At 62.7% G+C, this 18,804-nt stretch carries 16 protein-coding genes and 1 tRNA gene; 5 read left to right on the forward strand and 12 right to left on the reverse strand.

What is annotated here, in order from left to right:
- Positions 1 to 63: 63 nt before the first annotated feature.
- The 8 genes from QM672_RS22670 to mazG all read right to left on the reverse strand — a co-directional run bounded on the left by QM672_RS22670 (position 64) and on the right by mazG (position 9,460).
- Complete coding sequence (locus tag QM672_RS22670; protein WP_105862915.1) at positions 64 to 312, reverse strand: YMGG-like glycine zipper-containing protein; 249 nt, start codon at positions 310 to 312, stop codon at positions 64 to 66.
- 290 nt (positions 313 to 602) lie between these two features.
- Complete coding sequence (locus QM672_RS22675; RefSeq protein ID WP_415085293.1) at positions 603 to 2,513, reverse strand: hypothetical protein; 1,911 nt, start codon at positions 2,511 to 2,513, stop codon at positions 603 to 605.
- A 175-nt stretch (positions 2,514 to 2,688) separates the two neighbouring features.
- The gene (locus tag QM672_RS22680) at positions 2,689 to 3,186 is read right to left on the reverse strand and encodes an AAA family ATPase (protein ID WP_415085294.1); all 498 of its coding nucleotides are present in this window, start codon (positions 3,184 to 3,186) and stop codon (positions 2,689 to 2,691) included.
- 162 nt (positions 3,187 to 3,348) lie between these two features.
- Positions 3,349 to 4,068, reverse strand: coding sequence for an MIP/aquaporin family protein (locus tag QM672_RS22685; protein ID WP_311938115.1), 720 nt, complete (start codon positions 4,066 to 4,068; stop codon positions 3,349 to 3,351).
- 64 nt (positions 4,069 to 4,132) lie between these two features.
- Positions 4,133 to 5,629 (reverse strand): glycerol kinase GlpK, encoded by a 1,497-nt coding sequence (gene glpK, locus QM672_RS22690; protein WP_367622581.1) that lies wholly within the window; start codon positions 5,627 to 5,629, stop codon positions 4,133 to 4,135.
- A 50-nt stretch (positions 5,630 to 5,679) separates the two neighbouring features.
- Positions 5,680 to 7,209 (reverse strand): glycerol-3-phosphate dehydrogenase, encoded by a 1,530-nt coding sequence (gene glpD / locus QM672_RS22695; RefSeq protein WP_415085295.1) that lies wholly within the window; start codon positions 7,207 to 7,209, stop codon positions 5,680 to 5,682.
- A 492-nt stretch (positions 7,210 to 7,701) separates the two neighbouring features.
- Positions 7,702 to 8,505 carry a DeoR/GlpR family DNA-binding transcription regulator gene (locus QM672_RS22700; protein ID WP_311938122.1) on the reverse strand — a complete coding sequence of 268 codons (804 nt, stop codon included), beginning with the start codon at positions 8,503 to 8,505 and terminating at the stop codon, positions 7,702 to 7,704.
- A gap of 142 nt (positions 8,506 to 8,647) precedes the next feature.
- On the reverse strand, positions 8,648 to 9,460 hold the full coding sequence (mazG, locus tag QM672_RS22705; protein ID WP_367623414.1) for a nucleoside triphosphate pyrophosphohydrolase: 813 nt from the start codon (positions 9,458 to 9,460) through the stop codon (positions 8,648 to 8,650).
- Positions 9,461 to 9,771: 311 nt separating this feature from the next.
- On the opposite strand from mazG, the gene QM672_RS22710 reads away from it, so the two are divergent.
- Positions 9,772 to 9,862 (forward strand) — tRNA-Ser (locus tag QM672_RS22710).
- 307 nt (positions 9,863 to 10,169) lie between these two features.
- Here the strand turns inward: QM672_RS22710 and QM672_RS22715 are convergent.
- Both QM672_RS22715 and QM672_RS22720 read right to left on the reverse strand, forming a co-directional pair.
- Positions 10,170 to 10,712, reverse strand: a complete 543-nt coding sequence (locus QM672_RS22715; protein ID WP_311938124.1) for a hypothetical protein — start codon at positions 10,710 to 10,712, stop codon at positions 10,170 to 10,172.
- A 1,075-nt stretch (positions 10,713 to 11,787) separates the two neighbouring features.
- A complete protein-coding gene (locus QM672_RS22720; protein ID WP_245197435.1) occupies positions 11,788 to 11,916 on the reverse strand; it encodes a YgdI/YgdR family lipoprotein in 129 nt (42 codons plus the stop codon).
- A 531-nt stretch (positions 11,917 to 12,447) separates the two neighbouring features.
- Between QM672_RS22720 and QM672_RS22725 the strand changes: the two genes are divergently transcribed.
- On the forward strand, positions 12,448 to 13,983 hold the full coding sequence (locus tag QM672_RS22725; RefSeq protein WP_311938126.1) for a hypothetical protein: 1,536 nt from the start codon (positions 12,448 to 12,450) through the stop codon (positions 13,981 to 13,983).
- A 204-nt stretch (positions 13,984 to 14,187) separates the two neighbouring features.
- Here QM672_RS22725 and QM672_RS22730 read toward each other — a convergent pair whose 3' ends face one another.
- Entirely contained in the window at positions 14,188 to 14,628 is a 441-nt protein-coding gene (locus QM672_RS22730) for a hypothetical protein (protein ID WP_311938128.1), read from the reverse strand.
- Between the two features lie 421 nt (positions 14,629 to 15,049).
- Between QM672_RS22730 and ssb the strand changes: the two genes are divergently transcribed.
- Complete coding sequence (ssb, locus tag QM672_RS22735; protein WP_068290831.1) at positions 15,050 to 15,538, forward strand: single-stranded DNA-binding protein; 489 nt, start codon at positions 15,050 to 15,052, stop codon at positions 15,536 to 15,538.
- A gap of 140 nt (positions 15,539 to 15,678) precedes the next feature.
- Here the strand turns inward: ssb and QM672_RS22740 are convergent, their stop codons facing one another.
- On the reverse strand, positions 15,679 to 16,314 hold the full coding sequence (locus tag QM672_RS22740) for a MarC family protein (RefSeq protein ID WP_068290829.1): 636 nt from the start codon (positions 16,312 to 16,314) through the stop codon (positions 15,679 to 15,681).
- Positions 16,315 to 16,469: 155 nt separating this feature from the next.
- Here QM672_RS22740 and QM672_RS22745 point away from each other — a divergent pair, with 155 nt between their 5' ends.
- Positions 16,470 to 18,167 carry a lysine--tRNA ligase gene (locus tag QM672_RS22745; RefSeq protein WP_415085299.1) on the forward strand — a complete coding sequence of 566 codons (1,698 nt, stop codon included), beginning with the start codon at positions 16,470 to 16,472 and terminating at the stop codon, positions 18,165 to 18,167.
- Between the two features lie 120 nt (positions 18,168 to 18,287).
- Positions 18,288 to 18,683, forward strand: coding sequence for a preprotein translocase subunit SecG (secG, locus tag QM672_RS22750; RefSeq protein ID WP_311938133.1), 396 nt, complete (start codon positions 18,288 to 18,290; stop codon positions 18,681 to 18,683).
- Positions 18,684 to 18,804 lie beyond the last annotated feature (121 nt).

Raw genomic sequence — 18,804 nt, forward strand, 5'->3', positions numbered from 1 at the left:
GTTGCCCTGGCTGTCCGTCTGGCGCAACGGACCCTGCTTCCTTGGGGCTTGGAGCGCTGGACTTCAGAACCAGCTGGTTCGGGCGGGCTCCGGCGTCGTGACGAGACCGACGACAGCGCCGGTGGTTGCTCCGATGGCACCACCGACCAGCGCGCCGGTGGTCGGCTGGCGAGCGACGAGACTGCCGACGATGGCGCCGCTGGTGCCGCCGATCAGGGCGCCGTTGAAGGCTCGCCCGGCCGGGCTCGAACTGCAGGAGGCCGTGCTGACGGCAAGGCCGGTGATCAGGATCAGACCCGGAAGTCTCTTCATGGTTGAGCATCCTTACGCTACGCTACGATGAATGGCTCATTTACTGAAAATTAACTTTTGGTCTTGAATCGGACGGAAGCAAGGCCCAGTCAGACAAGATTTGGCCCAATATATTAATTGCGATTCGCTCTGATAGTGTTCAAGGTCGTTTTACTGGCCGAAATGACGTCGATCGAGAGGAAAACGAGCGTTTTTCCTGATCTTCGGGGAGATCACCAGGCGGCCGGCATTCTCGCGACATGGTTAATCTTGGAGCCCGTTCGAGATTGCCCTTTCGGCACGGGCGGTCGCTACGGCGCTGGGGCGGTGGGTGCGGGCAATCCCAGCTTCTGGCGCAGAGCCTTCAGTACCCCGTCCCCCATGGCCGCCTGACCAAGCGCATTGGGATGGAAGGAGCCGCTGAGGGTGGCGGCCAGCACTGGCTGGGCGCGACCGTTCATGTGCGGATCGCCGCCACTGCCCGCCAGCGTACGCATGGTATTGGCGGCGAGAAAGGCATCGTTCGGTGTGACAAACCAGCGTTGCCGCGGGCGATAGGCCTGCCAGGCCGGCGGCGAAAACGGCGTCCAGCGTTCTCCGGTTGGATTGCTGATCGGAAAGCGAAGCCCGTCCGGGGCATTGCTGCCGTCTGCCATGCCAGGCTGGCACAAGGCGTGGCCCTTGAAGGCTGCAGCGAAGTCGCTGACCACCTGCCATCCGACCAGGGTCGGGATCTTGGCGTTGAGACCGTCGACGAAGGTGACCGATTCCGGGCCCGTGGTCGGCTTGTTGATCCGGAAGATCTCGTGAAGATCCATTCCGGCCGTTCCGGCTTCGCCGCTGGGGGCATGCGGACAGGTGCCGCTACCCGTGTGCAGCATTTGCGGGTAGCCGGTCTGGATGACCTGGGAGGCCGTCAGGCCCAGGAGCCGTTCGAAGGCCTGGGCCAGGACGCGATAGCGCTCGGCCAGCGAACTCTCCGCAGCCGTGGCATCCTGAAAGGTGATGGGACCGGCCCCCTTGATCCAAAGCCTTTCGGCGGTTCGTCTAAGCGACAGGAAATTGCTGCTGGCGGCCAGGGCCTCGCCGGCTATGACCCGGGAAAAGCCGATATCGTTCCCGCCGATGCTGAGCAGGAGGATGTCGGGTTTGCGCTTGAAGGCAGCGCAGCGCTTGAGATCTATGTCCCAGGAAAAATGCGCCGGCGGCGAGAAGCGATTATAGCCCGTGAGGGGCAGGGGACAGAGGTCACGCAAGGCCCGCATGACCTGCGGCGAGGCATCGTACTGCCCGGCTTTGCCCGGCCTGTCCTTGGGGACGTCGTCGCGGGCGACCCAGTAGCCGAGCAGGCCCTCGAAGACTTCGGCGCCGGTGCAGCCATAGCCCAGATAGGTCACGCTCGCATGTGGCGCTTCCAGTGCGAGCGCCAGGGCCGCCTTGAGCTGGTGCGAATAGAGCGAGCGATGGCATTGCTGGTTGATCCACAGGGCACCGATCCCGAAGCTCTTGTCGAAATTGTGCTTGTAGCGGAGGGGGTAGAGGCGCAGCCTGCCACGCCATCCCGATTCACCCGGCAGATGCGACGATTCCTGGAAATTGTTGACGTCGGTGCCGAGCACCGCGGCCTTGTCGGGGTTCCCCTCGCCGGAGGCGAAGGAATCACCCATGCCGAGGATGGTGATCGGTCGGATCGTCTGGTCCGGCGCTTCGGCCAGGGCCGAGCCGTCGGCCTTGACGGCCAGGGTGAAGGCGGTGCCGATGGGGATGTCGGTCAGGCGTATCTGCGCAGTGTCGCAAGCTGCCGTAGCGGCCACCGAGCCATTGACCAGCCATTGGCACTGGCGACCCGCAGGGGCTTCGGTGATGCTTGCGAGGATGTCGCTCTTGCGGGCGCCGACATAGTCCTCGCCATTGGCCAGCTTGCAGCCCCAATGCCCGCGATTGGTGGCGCTGAAGCAAGTGCTGCGGGCAAGGGCCGAGGCCCAGCCGAAACGCCAGATCGTCGCGGGATCGCCGAAAGCCTTGCCGAGTTGCCTGGCATCGGCGCGCTTTTCCAGTTCGACCTCGAGCGCCATCACGGGCTGGTTCTGGCGATCGGCCAAGGGCAGGCCGGCATAGAGGCCGGCGAGGGCACGGAAATGGTCCTCATTGCGAAACAGGGGAAAGCGATTGGCAACTTCCCACTGGATGGCCGGTGCGGCTTCGGCCGCTCCTGCAGCCATTGCAAGGCCGAAAACGACGGCGCACAGGCTTGCTCGGCTCCCGGCATGCCGCGCGCCTGATCGCTCCGTCCTGACAACGCCCATACGTGACATGGCAGCCCCCCGCATGCGATCGTTTCTCCACGGTACGGGGATGGGCGTGATGGCGCCGTTATCGCGGATGGCAGCACAGACGTCAGCGAGATCCGATAAACCGAAATAGCGCGTCGACGGTTGCTTGCACCGATTGACGGGTGTCGATCTCGAAATCGGCCGAACGGCGCAGGAGCGGCTCGACCGCCATGATCAGTTCGGCGACCTTGCGACGCTCTTCCTCGGCATGGCCATAGCCCCAACCCGTTCGGGCGGCGAGCCGCGCCATGATGGTGGGAAGGGGAGCCGAGAGCAGGACGATGGCATCGATCAAGGGAAAGACCTCAGCCATATTCTCGGCACAGCCGCTGACGAAGAAAGGCCCGGGGGGTGATCGCGACAGCAGGCCCTCGACCTTGTCGAGTTGCCAGACCCAGTCCTCGCCCTGGCCGGGTGTCAGGTTATCTCCCGGGGCGGCCGGAACCCAATGCGACCATTCCGGCGTATCGAGGTCATGGGCTTGGTGGCCACGGGCGAGCAATTCGCGGATCACGGACGTCTTGCCGGTTCCGGACATGCCGGTGATCAGGATGCGTTTCATCGCTGTCTTGCTCCGAAAACAATCCGACGGGCCGGCTCATGACCATTGGTATAACTGTCACGTCGGGCTCGACGCGACAACGGCGGTAACAGCAATAAAAATGGCCGGACGAGCCGGCCATTTTCAAGAGTGGGGCATCTTGGTCTCTTGCGGGCATGCCCGTTACATCATGCCCGTCGCCTTCGCCAGCATGAGGGCGACGATGCCGCCGATCACCGGGCCGACGACCGGCACCCAGGAATAGCCCCAGTCCGAACCGCCCTTGCCGGCGATCGGCAGCACGGCGTGAGCAATGCGCGGGCCGAGGTCACGGGCAGGATTGATGGCATAGCCGGTGGGACCACCGAGCGAGACGCCGATGCCCCAGACCACCATGCCGACGATGAAAGGCGCGAGATAGCCCGGCGTCGCCACGCCCTTCGAACCGATGGCGGCGACGACGAAGAGCAGGGCGAAGCCGCCGATGATTTCCGTCACCAGATTGGCGCCGTAGTTGCGGATGGCGGGGCCGGTGCAGAACACCGCGAGCTTGAGGCCCTGGTCTTCGGTCTCACCCCAGTGCAGCAGATGCGCGAGCCACACCAGGATGGCTCCGATGAAGGCGCCGATGAACTGGGCCGCGATGAACGGGACGACATTGCTCCAATCGCCGGTCGCGGTCGCGAAGGCCAGGGTCACCGCCGGATTGAGATGACCCGGGGCACCCGCCGCGACGGCGACGAGCACGCCGCAGAGCACCGCGAAAGCCCAGCCGGCGGTGATGACGATCCAGCCCGAATTCTGGCCCTTGTTCTTGGCCAGCAATACGTTGGCCACGACACCGTCCCCGAACAGGATGAGCGTGGCCGTGCCCATCAGCTCACCAACAAACCCAACTGCCATGTTTTTCTTCCCTGTGTTGTGGGGCCGTCACCCCCCGGGTGCGGCCCTGCTTGGTTCGTGATGGTCAGACGGCCCAGTCGAGCGAGCGGCTGACGGCCTTGTTCCAGGCGCTGAAGAGCTTGCTGCGCTGCTCTTCCTTCATCATCGGGTGCCAGCGCTTGTCGACGCCCCAGTTTTCCGAGATGTCCTTGGTGGAGTTCCAGTACCCCGTCGCCAGGCCGGCCGCGTAGGCCGAGCCGAGGGCGGTCGTCTCGATGACCTTGGGGCGCACCACGGGAACGTTGAGGATGTCGGACTGGAACTGCATCAGCAGCTCGTTGACGACCATGCCGCCGTCGGTCCGCAATTCCTTGATCTGCACGCCCGAATCCTTGGTCATGGCATCGAGCACTTCGCGGGTCTGATAGGCGGTCGCCTCCAGGGCGGCACGCGCGATATGGCCCTTGTTGGCGAAGCGCGTCAGGCCGGCGATCACGCCGCGGGCGCTTTCCTTCCAGTGCGGCGCGTAGAGGCCGGAGAAGGCCGGCACGAAATAGACGTCGCCATTGTCCTTCACGGTATTGGCGAGGGCCTCGATCTCCGGCGCGGTCTTCACCAGATTGAGGTTGTCGCGCAGCCATTGCACCAGCGCACCGGCGATGGCGATCGAGCCTTCCAGGGCGTAGATGGGCTTGTTGTCGCCGAGCTTGTAGCCGAGCGTGGTCAGCAGGCCGGCCGTGGAGTGGAAGGGCTTGTCGCCGGTGTTCATCAGCATGAAGCAACCGGTGCCGTAGGTGTTCTTGGCTTCGCCCGGCTGCAGGCAGGCCTGGCCGAACAGGGCTGCCTGCTGGTCGCCGAGAATGCCGGCCACCGGAACGTCAGCCAGCACGCCCGTGCAGGTGCCATAGACTTCGCTGGAAGAGCGGATCTGCGGCAGGCAGGCGCGCGGAATATCGAACAGGTTGAGAATGTCGGCATCCCAGTCCAGCGTCTCCAGGTCCATCATCTGGGTACGCGAGGCGTTGGTGACGTCGGTCAGGTGCAGGCCGCCCTTGGTGCCGCCGGTCAGGTTCCACACCAGCCAGGTGTCGAGATTGCCGAAGAGAAGGTCACCGGCCTCGGCCGCCTTCTGGGCGCCGGGAACGTTGTCGAGCAGCCAGCGCAGCTTCAGGCCGGAGAAATAGGTGGCAAGCGGCAGGCCGGTCTTGGCGCGCAGGCGATCCTGGCCGCCCTCCTTGGCGAATTTGGCCACGAGCTTGTCGGTACGGGTGTCCATCCAGACCAGAGCGTTGTGCACGGCTGCGCCGGTCTTGCGGTTCCACAGGACTGCCGTCTCGCGCTGGTTGGTGATGCCCACGGAGACCAGGTTGGCCGTGGTCAGTCCCTTCTTCTTCAGGGCACCGGCGATCACGCTCTGGGTGTTGCGCCAGATCTCGGCGGGATCATGCTCGACCCAGCCGGGCTTGGGATAGATCTGCTCGTGTTCCTTCTGGTCGACGGAGATGATTTCACCGCGCCGGTCGAAGATGATGAAGCGGGTACTGGTCGTGCCTTGGTCGATGGACCCGACATATTTGGTCATGCTTTCCTCCTCGATATGTTCTTGCAGTCCGGTTGGATCTGGGAACGAGTTCAGTGGGGAACGGGCGCCTTCTGCCTGGCGGCGAGATAGGCGGAGATGTCACCGGCCGCCTCGGGCGGCAGATGCAGGCCAAGCTTGGAGCGGCGCCAGAGGATGTCCTCGGCGGTCACGGCCCATTCCTGGTCGACGAGATAGTCGATCTCGGCAGCGGTGAGGCCCATGCCGAAATCCCGGCCGAGATCGGCCATGCCGTTGGCGCTGTCCAGGAACTTGAAGGCGCGCGTACCGTAAGCCTTGGCCAGGCGCCGGGCGAGGGCGGGGGACAGGAAGGGTTTGCGCGCCATCAGCGAGCGGATGAAGGCATCGAGATCGGCATTGGGCATGTCACCGCCCGGCAGGGGGGCATCGGCGGTCCAGGGCTTGCCCTTGGCACCCAAGGTCTTCTCGATATGCTCGAGGATCGATTCCGACAGGCGGCGATAGGTGGTGATCTTGCCGCCGAAGATGTTGATCAGCGGCGCGCCGTCGATCAACTCTTCCTTGATGACATAGTCGCGGGTGGCTGCCTGGGCGGCGGTGGCGTGATCGTCATAGAGAGGCCGCACGCCGGAATAGGTCCAGACGATGTCGGCTGGCTTGATTTCCTTGGCGAAATACTCGCTTGCCGCCTTGCACAGATACTCCGTCTCGCCGGACGTGATCGCGACCTTGGCCGGATCATCCTTGTAGTCCTGGTCGGTCGTGCCGATCAGGGTGAATTCATCTTCATAGGGAATGGCGAAGATGATGCGCCCGTCCGGGTTCTGGAAGATGTAGCAGCGGTCGTGGTCGAAGAGCTTGGGCACGATGATGTGGCTGCCCTGGACCAGGCGCACCTGGTTCGGCTCCTTGTGCGCGACGACATCCGCCAGCACGGTGTCGACCCAGGGACCGGCGGCGTTGACGAGGAGACGGGCCGTGACCTCGTTTTCCGTGCCATTGATCTGGTCCCGCAGCCGGATGTGCCACAGGCCGGCGTCGCGGCGCGCCGAGACGACCTTGCAGCGAGTGCGGACGATGGCGCCGCGGTCGGCGGCATCGCGGGCATTGAGGGCCACGAAGCGGGCATCGTTCACCCAGCAGTCGGAATATTCGAAAGCTTTCGAGAAGATCGGCTTCAGCGATTTGCCGGCTTCGTCGCGCCGCAGATCGAGCGTCCGGGTGGGCGGCAACTTCTTGCGGCCGCCGATATAATCGTAGAGGAACAGGCCGATCCGCAGCATCCAGGCTGGCCGCAGGCCCTTGAAATAGGGCAGCACGAAACGCAGCGGGTGGACGAGATGGGGTGCGTTGTGCCAGACGATCTCACGTTCGGTGAGGGCTTCCCGCACCAGGCGGAACTCGTAATATTCGAGATAGCGCAGGCCGCCATGGATCAGCTTGGTAGCCTTGGACGACGTGCCGCTGGCCAGATCGTTCATCTCGGCCAGATACACAGAATAGCCACGACCAACGGCGTCCCTGGCAATGCCGCATCCATTGACGCCCCCGCCGATCACGAAGACGTCGAAAATCTCATTTGCGGAAGCCTGTTGATTCATGGGGTGTCACTCCGCGGCAGGGCAGTGGCGGGGACGGCGGTCGAGCATGGCGAGGTGGCGTGGACCATGGCGTTCCGTCTCCCTGTATTTCGATCCTTCATTGATGAAGGCGCTTGTTTCGGCGGCAATGTTGTCGCGCTTTCTTGTTTTCGCAACAGAAAGTTTTTTCTTTCGTTTTCATAGAAACGAACATTTTTGGTCGAGGTTGATTTATTCAGAAACGACATTGCAGGCACCCAGGTTGCGCTGCAACATGAATGAACCAGTCGTCGGTTCGTCGAAAACACTGGGGTTATTTGGTGGTTTTATAAATCGCGGTACCATGGTAACGCGATTTTGCGGGGCGGCGAGAAAGATGAGCCGAGCATAGATGTAGAATGTCGCTTGCGCTTCAATGCGTCATTTTCGGAATGCAGGGATTCGAAAATGACGTGGCGGCGAATTTTAGGTGACAAACAGTGTCACAATTCTCGTCGAGGCGGTGTTGCGCAATCAGAGGTTGGCGATGTGAAGCTCCGTGCCGCTGCTCGCCAGCAATTCGGCAAGTGCCTGAGGGGGAGTCTGGTCGACGAAGACGGCGCTCACTTCGGTGATCGACGCCATGCGCAGCAGGGGTCTGCGCTGGAACTTGGTGTGGTCGGTGACGAGATAGGTCTTGCGGGCGTTGCGCAGGATGGTCTGGGCGGCGCGAATCTCGTCATAGTCGAAATCGAGCAGTGTGCCGTCGCTGTCGATGCCGCTGATGCCGATGATGCCGATATCGACTCGGAACTGGCTGATCATGTCCACGCAGGCCGGGCCGAGCACGCCGCCATCCCGGTTGCGCACGGAGCCGCCGGTGATGGTGATCTCGAAATCGGTGTGCCGCGAGAGAATCGTCGCCACGTTGAGATTGTTGGTGATCACCCGCAGATCCTGATGGTGGATCAACGCGGCGGCCACGGCCTCCGTGGTGGTGCCGATATTCATGAAGATGGAAGCGTGATCGGGGACGTGACGCGCCACCAGCTTGGCGATCTGCTCCTTTTCCGCCTGGTTCATGATCTGGCGAGCGCTGTAGTCGATATTGGCGACGCTCGAAGGCAGGCCGCCGCCGCCGCGATAGCGGGCCAGCCGTCCTTCGCCGCTCAGATCGTTGAGATCACGCCGGATGGTCTGGACGGTAACGCCGAATCGACTGGCCAGCATTTCGACGCCGACGAAGCCGTGCTGACGCACCAGATTGACGATGGCCTCGCGCCGTTCCTCCACGCTGAGGGCGGCGGATGCATCGGCAGGGGGGAGGCTGGACGACATGGCGGATCACGCGGGACGAGGAATGCGGGTGCGTCCGGGGTTGTCGCACGGAATGCCGCGCACGGCCAGCGAGGCTGTGCGACGGCTGGAAGTGCCATCGAACTCGCTGGGAAAGCGATGCTCACGGGAGAAGGAGAGGGGGTTACAGCCCGGCTCGCTTGGCCTCGTTCCACAAGCCATCCATCTCGTCCAGGCTCGACTGGGCCGGTGTCGTGCCCTTCTCGCTCAAGCGGGCTTCGATGAAGTGAAAGCGCCTCTCGAACTTGGCATTGGCACCACGCAGGGCGCCTTCCGCATCGACATGGGCATGGCGGGCGATGTTGGCGACGGCGAAAAGCAGATCGCCGATTTCCGCCGTCAGTGCGTCCTTGTCGGCCCCTTCATCGAGTGCGGCTTCGATCTCGTCCGCTTCTTCGCGTACCTTGGCAAGCACCATGCGGATGTCGTTCCAGTCGAAGCCCACCTTGCCCGCTTTCTCTTGAAGCTTGACGGCTCGCGTCAGCGCCGGCATGGCGGCAGGCACGCCTTCGAGGGCGCTTTCCGGGCCGGCTGGGGGATGACGGCGGGCGCGTTCGGCTTTTTCCTGCGCCTTGATCTCAGCCCAGAGTTTCTTCACCTCAGCCGGCGGCAGGTTCCTGGCCTCGCCGAAGACATGCGGGTGGCGGCGGATCAGCTTGGTGGTGATCGCCTCGACGACACTGCCGAAATCGAACAGACCTTCTTCGCGCGCCATCTGGGCATGAAAAACCACCTGCAGCAGGAGGTCGCCGAGCTCGTCGGTGAGATCGGCCATGTCGCCACGCTGGATGGCATCGGCCACCTCATAGGCCTCTTCGATCGTATAGGGGGCGATGCTGGCAAAATCCTGCTCGAGGTCCCAGGGGCAGCCGGTGCGGGGAGTTCTCAAGGCCGCCATGATCTCGAGCAGGCGCTCGATATCTCGGCTGGGCGTGATCGCGGAGCTGGGAATGGCGGCTTGGGACTTGGCAGTGCTGTTCATGCTGTCTCTCCTTGACGCTTCCTAGAACAAACTGCGTGTCAGTGGAAATGCTGGCTCGTCCCAGGCGCTTCATCGAGCCGATTTGCAATCTCGCGAACTCGCCCATCGCAAGATCGCCTGCGACATCCAAGGTCGGCTTGTTCTCCCGCCATGCCCTGCCGTGCGGGACGCTGGGCCGCGTCCGTGACGGTGTCCGTCACAAAGCTTGGGGGTGGTTGCGATTTTACCTTGATTGCCAGACCGGGATTGTCTATCCGGGTGGCAATGGAGACGTGGCCGAGAGGCTGAAGGCACTCGTTTGCTAAATGAGCATACCCCACAAGGGTATCCAGGGTTCGAATCCCTGCGTCTCCGCCACTTCCCTCATCGACGTCGATATTGCGCCATCTTCCCGGATGGGTTGAATGGGCGGCCCGCATTGTGGAAGGCTGCCTCTGGCGGGCAAGAACGGAAGATCCCGGCATTCATGTCTGTATTGGCCTGGCAACCGGCCTTTGTTTCAGAAGCCCCTCAGACTGCCTTGCGCGACAGCCCAATTTGCCTGCTTGTCATCGCTGCGGTTTTTCTTTGGGTAGCCCGATCGGGTGTTTGAATGGCGCCCGACCGGGCTGGAGCCAGCGACCGATGGTGAATTGGCACGCTGACTTATCGAGTGCGGCGTGTGCTACGCCGCGTTGGAAATATCCTTGGCCAGGCCGGATGCGCCGCCGCTATATCCGGAAATTGCCGTGGCCAACGTCGGACTGGTCGCGGCCAGTTTGGCGTTTATAGCTTCGATCACAGCCGGAGTGAGAGGCTTGTTGGTCGCTGCCGCAAGGGCTGCCGCCAGTTGAGCGAGGGTCGGAGCCGTCGTGCCCTGCTGGGGAGAAAGATAGCCCTCCAGCAAGCCGCCATAGGCCACGACCTTCCCGATAGCCGACTTCGGCGACGCATGCTTGAGAGCAGATGGCGAAGCATGAAGAAAGCCGTTCAACTTACCAAGCTGGCTTGCCGAAAGGTCTGATGTGCTTCCCTGGTCGCTGTCTCCAGCAGAGGCGCTGGAGGAATGAGCCGAACCATTCCCATTACCGTGGCCACCGCCATTGCCACCACCGTCACCACCTCCCTTGCCATTGTTGGCGAGAACGGGAGTCGCGAACAGGGAAGCGCCAAGGAGGGCGGCGGACAGGGCCTTTGTCAGGGTTGAGGTATTGCGAATGAAGCGCATGTGGTTCTCCATGACGCCCCCCAATTCCTCCCTCGAAGTCAGGTGCTATCACTTCTTGTTCAGATTGTGGCATTTGCCGCCCACTCAACCGAAGGTATATGGTGCCCAAGGTACCTCGGGTTCCGGAGGGGCAAGGGCGCCACTGTCCGTGCGGTGCAATATCACGTTCGAATTATGCCGAACCTCCACAATTCACCTTGCGGTGCAATAAGGTGCCGCAGGCAACCACCTTGGCCCGGCGTCCGACAGCGTCGGGTTTTCTTTGGCCGACGAAAAGGATTCGCTTCACCGGGAACAAGGTTGGGCTCGGTGAGATCGCCTTTGGTTCGTGGGACCTAGACAGCCTGCCGGAGCAGCGAGCGCCGCTGAATTGGCACGCTGGCTTGACCGGATCGGCTTGATGAGGGGGAGGTAAAATAGGAGGCCCGGCTTAGGGCTGGGGGGCTGTCTGATTAAAGACCCGGGCCTCCAGCTTCCATTTCCAAAGAAGCCCTTGGATCGTAGAGACCGGCTCGGTTCCCAACAATCCATACCTTGGTATGGGGGCGCCAGGCGATCGCGTGCTGCCAGTCCTTTGTTGTCTTTCCACAATCCCTGTGCCGCCCGTGTCCACCGGTTGCAGCTTCCTGCCGGCTCGTCCGATAATTCAGTGCGACGGTCGGCAGTCCCCCTTCTGACCGGCGTACTCATTGTCATGTAACTGAATACCCGGCCGTCGATGCGCGCCGGGTTTTTTCTTTTGAGAGGCTGGCGGGCAGCTCCTCGCCGTGGCTGCGCCAAGTTTGGCTCAGGATCCTTCCCGTCGGGGGCCTCTCTCAAGCAGCGGACGTACCCATGGTGCTGCACCACCCCATGTCTTGATCAGAAGGGGCGCGGTTGCTGATGAGCTTCACTGTGTTGGGGAAAAACGTGCCGGGCTGATGCTTCTACCAAAAGAAAACCCTACCGGATCGGCAGGGCGTTCGTGCAGGCTGAAAAACCTGATAGGGGCTGTAGCCCGAATTTTACAGCGCCATAGATGAACAACCTCGACCCGTACGAATGACCGGCAAGGCGTTTGTTACGGCCGCAGGGCTCAGCGCGGGAACGGCGTATCCGGACCGACGACGTAAGCCGGACGGCGGTCGGCCTGACCATAGTCGCTGGCGCAGGCTGCCAGGCCGGCCAGGACGAAAACGGCGGTGAGGATCTTCAGAATTGTCATTGTCGCTTCCATTTTTTCGGACGGCAGCGATGTAGGTCTAACACCGAACCATTACCGAGGGCACTTTTGTTTTCATCGCATAATGCTGCGAAACCGTAAACGTTTCATGCTGGCAATCGCGGTTCTCGCCGTTTTTTTGACCTCTTGTCATGTATCGATTGAGGGCTGGTGCTAGGATGCTACCCTGGGTGGTGACCGCCGCATGGCTACTCGGCGGCGCTCGCGCGTCGTTGTCTGTATCGAGGAAGGTTTGTGACGTGCGGAACTGTCCGTTGCCTCATCCATAATCCATAACAGCCTCAGGATGATCCACCTGCAGCGTGATAAACGCTCCCGTCACGGAGACTATCGAATGTGTCATGTGCGTTTCGGCACCTCGTTTCCGATCGCGACGGGGCCTAGTGCTGCTGTACCGGTTCAAAGCCGGTTCTGAACGTCCACCGCTCTTTCATCGACCCAGGCGTGCGCACCTCATGATTATGCGTTAAGAGTGCGCCGCGAAACGGCTTACCACCCACTGAAGGAAACTCCATGCAACTTCTTCGCATGAAACGCCGCAGTCCCGCCGCCAGGCTGGCTTTTCGGAGCACGCTGCTGGCCGCGACGCTGCTGAGCGCTCCCGCCTTTGCGCAGGGCGTATCGGCGGATGGCGCCAAGCAACTGCAGGACAGCCTCGCCAAGACGCTCGGCAGCGGCCTTTTCGAGAAGGGCATCCTGTCGATCACCCCGCAGGGCAGTGCCTATGCCGTGAAGCTCGACCTCAGCTCCACCCTGGCCCAGCTCAAGGGAGCCGGCGTCACTGCGAGCTTCGATCCGATCACCTATCTGGCCACGCCCAATTCGGACGGCACCTATGCGGTGACCAGCGATTCGCCGATCAACTACAATTTCAGCGGCACCCAGGGTGACAAGCCTTTCGCGATGAAGGTTACGGCGCCTTGCAAGTCGACGGGCGTGTTCGATCCCAAGATCTCGACCTTCTCGAGCTATGAAGCGACCTGCGCCTCGATGTCGATGGACATGGACGATGCGGAGAGCACCGTGACCGCGAGCATGGGCGCGATCACCTCCAAGCTGACCGGAGCCGCCGGCAGCGGTGGGGGCGTCGACGTCAGCACCACCGGTTCGGCCACCGATTTCGTCGAGAACATCGTCGGCAAGACCAAGCCCCTGACCATCAAGGTCGCGGCCAAGTCGCTGACCACCGATGGCAAGATCGACAATTTCCAGCTTTCCACGGTGCTGGAATTCATTGGCATGGCCGCCAATTCCAAGGATCCCAAGGAACTGATCGCCAAGCAGGCCGAGATCAAGCAGAAGCTGACTGCAGCCCTGCCGCTGTGGAACAACCTGTCCGGCACCACCAAGCTGAATGAAGTCACCATCGACACGCCTGTCGGTCCGGTCAAGCTTGGCAGCCTCAGCTACGGCGTCGGCATGACCGGTGCGGTCAAGGATGCCTCCTACGGCATCGACATTAAATATGATGGGCTGGTGCTGCCGCAGTCTCCGGTCATCCCAGGCTGGGTGGCTCCGCTGGTTCCGGGCCAGGGCAATATCGATGTGAAGTTCGAGGGCGTCGATCTCGAGGCCATCACCAAGCTGGCGATCGAGAATTTCGATGCGAGCAAGGATCCGCCGATCCCCAACGAGCTGACGCCGCAATTCCTGGCCCTCTTCATGGCCGGACAGCCGCATGTGACCCTGGCGCCCAGCACCTTCACCGCCCCGGCCGGCGCCGTGAGCGCTGAAGGCAAGATGAGCGTCATGCCGAGCCAGAAGGGCAAGGTGACGATTTCGGCCACCAATCTCGACCAGATCATCGCGGCCGTGAACGCCGCGCAGGTTCCCAACAAGGAATCGGCCCTGATGGGCATCGCCCTGATCAAGGGACTGGCCAAGACCGGTGCTGACGGCAAGGCTGTCTGGGATGTCGATTTCGACGCGGCGACCAAGGCGGTGAGCGTCAACGGCCAGGTGCTCAGCGCTGGCAGCGGCGGCGGTGCCGGTGGTGGCGACGAAGGCGGCAGCAGCGACGACGAAGGCGAGGGCGACAACGCTCAATAAGGGCGCTTGTCGGTCCGGATGCCGATGTGATGAAGGGGCAGGCGCGAGCCTGCCCCTTTCGTTTGGGGCGAGGCGTTGCGCCACGAGGCGAAATCGACCGGACGCGCCTTGCTCCCGGCAGTTCCAGAGGGGGAGGGCGGAAGTCAAAGAAAAACCCCCGCGGATCGCTCCGCGGGGGCGATGTTTCCGGCGACGAAGAAAGGCTTAGTCAGCCTTGGCTTCGCCAGCTGCTTCGGCCGCAGCCGGCTGCTGGGTCGTTTCGGCGGCGCGGGCATTGTGCAGCGGGCGGATCGTCTGGAAGGAGGCGCGCTCCTGGGCCGCAGGGCGGCCGGTCAGGCTGACGACGTCGCGGCGGATCGAGGCGATCAGTTCGCGAATGGAACCGCTGTCGCCGTCGGGACGATATTCCTCACCGAGCACGTCGAGCTTGGCGCAGAGCTCGACCGCGTTCTTGGCGGGAGCGCGGGAGATCGAATTGGCGATGGAGCGCAGTTCGGCGACGAGTTCGTCGCGCAGGCCCTTCTGGTCGTCGGCATCGATGATCGGGGAAGCGAGCATGCCGCGCAAAGCGGCGCGCCGCAAACCCAGAGCCGCTACCGTGTTGGCCCCGTCGCTCGCTTCGCGCTGTTGTCCTGGTCCTGCCATGTTGCTGCCCTCGTATGGAACTAAGAATTGAAGTGTGCGGCTCCCCTGCACGCCCAATGTGGCGAAAGAGCGATGACGGAAAGCGCGGCTCGGATTTTCGACCTGCTTGTTGGGCAAGTTATCGGGCAAAGGCAAGGTTTTCTTGGCCGGATACTGCAGATTCCCACATGATTCGAGGCGAAATGGCCAAGTTCGACATGGCAGGGCCTTTGGCGCGGTTTGGTAAGCGGATAGTTAAGGTCAGGCGCTTGCATTGTGCGAACAAATGTGGAACAAACTAATTGTGCATGAAGCCAAATCCCTTGCGGGTGCGGCGCCGGGAGCATGCTAGAGCAGGAATGATGGAGGCGCCCCTCGGGGCGCCATGGGGCGTGCGGGCCGGTTAGGCCGGCAGGCTGTGAAGCGAAGGAAGGAAGCCTCGATGTCGGGCTCGGTGAACAAGGTCATTCTGGTCGGTAATCTCGGCCGCGATCCGGAAGTGCGGCGGCTCAATTCGGGCGAACCGGTTGTCAACCTGCGTATTGCCACGACGGAGAGCTGGCGTGACAAGGCCACCGGCGAGCGCAAGGAGAAGACCGAGTGGCACAGCGTGGTCATCTTCAATGAAGGGCTGGCGCGCATCGCAGAGCAATATCTGAAGAAGGGCTCCAAGGTTTATCTCGAGGGCCAGCTCCAGACCCGCAAATACAACGATGCCTCGGGCGTGGAGAAATATTCCACCGAGATCGTGCTGCAGCGCTATCGCGGCGAGATGACCCTCCTGGATTCGCGTGGCGGCGGGCAGGGCGATGGCGGCCGGGACTATCAGGGCAACGATTTCGGCTCGTCGAGCCCGATGGAACGTCGCCCGGCACCGGCCGGCTCGAGCAAGTTCTCCTCGGCCGACATGGATGACGACATCCCGTTCTGAAATCGGACGAGGCCCATCGACAGGCTATCCGAAGCGCCGGTCACGTCCTGTGGCCGGCGTTTTGCTGTCGGGCGCGTCAGGAAGCGCGATCATCACGCCGCCCCGGTGACGGAAAAGAAGCCGAACGCGCTGCGGGCCCGCTATCCGGCCACGATCGCCCTGACCCCGTCGACGATGAACTGTACCGCCAGGGCCGACAACACGATGCCGAGAAGCCGTGTCAGCACGACATTGCCGGTGATCCCGAGGAGCTTGTTGATCACCCCTGCCAGCCGGAACGAGACGTAGCAGCAGGCCGTGACGAAGGCGATGACGAGAAACAGCGAGGCGAATTTGGCGGGCTCGCCATGGGCCTGGGCGGAGAGCAGCATCACAGCGGTGATGGCGCCGGGGCCGGCGATCAGCGGGATCGCCAGCGGAAAGGCGGCGACATTGGAGATGAAATCCTTGGTGATGGCGGTCTCCGCGGTTTCGTTTTTGCGAACGTTGGAGCGGTCGAACACCATTTCATAGGCGATAGCGAATAGCAGGAGGCCACCGGCGATGCGGAAGGCCGGGGTGGTGATGCCGAGCAGCCTGAGGAAGGGTTCGCCGGCAATGGCGAAGAAGGCGAGCACGCCGAAGCCGATCACGCTGGCGCGCCAGCCGACCGAATGCTGCTGCTCCTTGTTCATGCCGCGCGTGACACCCAGGAAGATCGGGCCGAGGCCGGGCGGATCGACCACCACGAGCAGGGTGACGAGAGCGGCTGTCAGATAGTCCAGAAGCGGCGTCATGAAGCCCCTCGATCGATCATTTGCTCGCGCCAAGATTGACGCTGCGGCCCAGCCTGAATATGGCTGTGCCTTCCGCTTGCGGTCGAGGGAAATCAAGCCGTCTCGCACGCCGCCTGGCTTCCCCTCCACAAGCAGCAGAAAAAATCGGATCGAACATGTCAAATCTCTATCCGGCCGAGCTCGTCGCGGCCGCCAATGTCTCCGCCGCCTGGCCATTCGAGGAGGCGAGGAAGCTCGTCGCCCGTCTGCAGAAGCGGTCCGGCGACAAGAAAGAGGTCCTGTTCGAGACCGGCTATGGTCCCTCGGGCCTGCCGCATATCGGCACCTTCGGCGAGGTCGCGCGGACCACCATGGTGCGCAATGCGTTTCGCCTGCTGACGGAAGATCGCGTCCCGACCCGGCTGCTCTGCTTCTCCGACGATATGGACGGCATGCGCAAGATCCCGGACAATGTGCCGGATCCCGAAGCGCTCAAGCCCTATTTGCAGATGCCGCTGACCCGTGTTCCCAACCCGTTTGGCGGCGACTACAAGAGCTTCGGCGATCACAACAACGCCATGCTCCGCCGCTTCCTCGATACGTTCGGGTTCGACTACGAATTCGCCAGCGCGACGGAATATTACGCATCCGGCAAGCTCGATGCCGTGCTGCTGAAGGCTGCCGAAAAGTACGACGAGATCATGGCCGTCATGCTGCCGACCCTCGGCGAGGAGCGGCAGGCGACCTATTCGCCGTTCCTGCCGATCTCTCCGAGCAGCGGGCGGGTGCTCTATGTGCCGCTCAAGGATGTGAATGCCAAGGCGGGTACCATTACCTTCACCGATGAGGACGGTGTCGACAAGACGCTGCCGGTCACCGGCGGCAAGGTGAAGCTGCAATGGAAGCCGGATTTCGGCGCGCGCTGGGCGGCGCTCGATGTCGACTTCGAGATGTTCGGCAAGGACCACCAGACCAACGCGCCTGTTTATGATGCCATTTGCGAGATCCTCGGCGGTACCGCCCCGGAGCACTATGTCTACGAGCTCTTCCTCGACCAGCACGGCCAGAAGATCTCGAAGTCGAAGGGCAACGGCCTGACCATCGACGAATGGCTGACCTATGCCACGCCGGAGAGCCTGGCATTGTACATGTACCAGTCGCCACGCTCGGCCAAGAAGCTGCATTTCGACGTCATTCCGCGAGCCGTCGACGAGTATCTGCAGTTTCTGGGCGGATTCGGGCGACAGGATGCCAAGAACCAGCTCGGCAACCCGGTTTGGCATATTCACGGCGGAAATCCACCGGCCCCAGAGACGATCGGCCAGGAAGGCGCGCGGACTACGATCAATTTCGCGCTGCTGCTCAATCTGGTTGCCGTCGCCAATGCGGAGAACAAGGACGTGCTGTGGGGCTTCCTGCGCCGCCATGCGCCGGACGCATCGCCGCAGACCCACCCGCAGCTCGACAGGCTGGTCGAGTACGCGATCCGCTATTTCCGGGACTTCGTGAAGCCGGCCAAGCAGTATTCGGTGCCTGATGACGCCGAGCGCGCCGCCCTCATGGCGCTGTCCGACGCCCTCGGCGAGCTGCCGGCCGATGCCGATGCGGCGATGATACAGGACAAGGTCTATGATGTCGGCCGCAGCTTGCCGCCCTATCAGGACTTCAAGGCCAAGGGCGCCACGCCCGAGCGCCCCGGCGTCTCGTTGGAGTGGTTCAACACGCTCTATCGCATTCTCCTGGGCGAGCAGCGCGGTCCGCGCTTCGGCTCCTTTGCGGCGATCTACGGTATCCCGGAGACACGGACCCTGATTGCCAAGGCGCTGTCGGGCGAACTCGTGCGCGAGCACGAGGCGTTTGTCGCCGCCAGGTAGCCCGCCTGAGCTTCAAGAACGGGGGGCTGGCGCAACTCATGCCAGCTTCCCATATGACAGGGGTAGTCAGCGGCCCTCGCTTCGTGTAGGAACGCGCCCGAATTCTTTCCGGATCAGTCCATGCAAACCGTTCTCATCTCGATCCACCTGATGGTGGTCCTGGCCCTTGTTGTTGTGGTGCTGTTGCAGCGCTCCGAAGGCGGGGGGCTCGGCATCGGCGGCGGCTCGGGCGGTTTCATGACCGGACGCGGCCAGGCGAATCTGCTGACGCGGACGACGGCGGGCCTCGCGGCTGCCTTCTTCATCACCAGCCTGCTCTTGACGATTCTTGCCAATCAGCAGAGCCGTCCGGGTGGTTCGCTGCTCGACCAATATCGTCCGGCCGCGCCGACCAGCCAGCCGGCCACGCCTGCCCAGCCCGCACCGGCGGCTCCGGCTCCGGCCCCGTCCAATGGCGGATCGGTGTTCGACCAGCTGCAGGGCGGTGGCGAACCGGCTGCACCGGCCAAGCCGTAATGAACAGCCCGGCAGCGTGATTGTCGGGCTTGGGACTGTAGCGTCCTAGAGCAAAGCGCGTTCAAGCTCGAACGCTTATTTGCTCTAACTCATTGTTCCGACGCGTCTTTGCGATTCTTGG

Source organism: Labrys sp. (in: a-proteobacteria) (assembly GCF_047605565.1).
Lineage (GTDB): Bacteria > Pseudomonadota > Alphaproteobacteria > Rhizobiales > Labraceae > Labrys > Labrys neptuniae.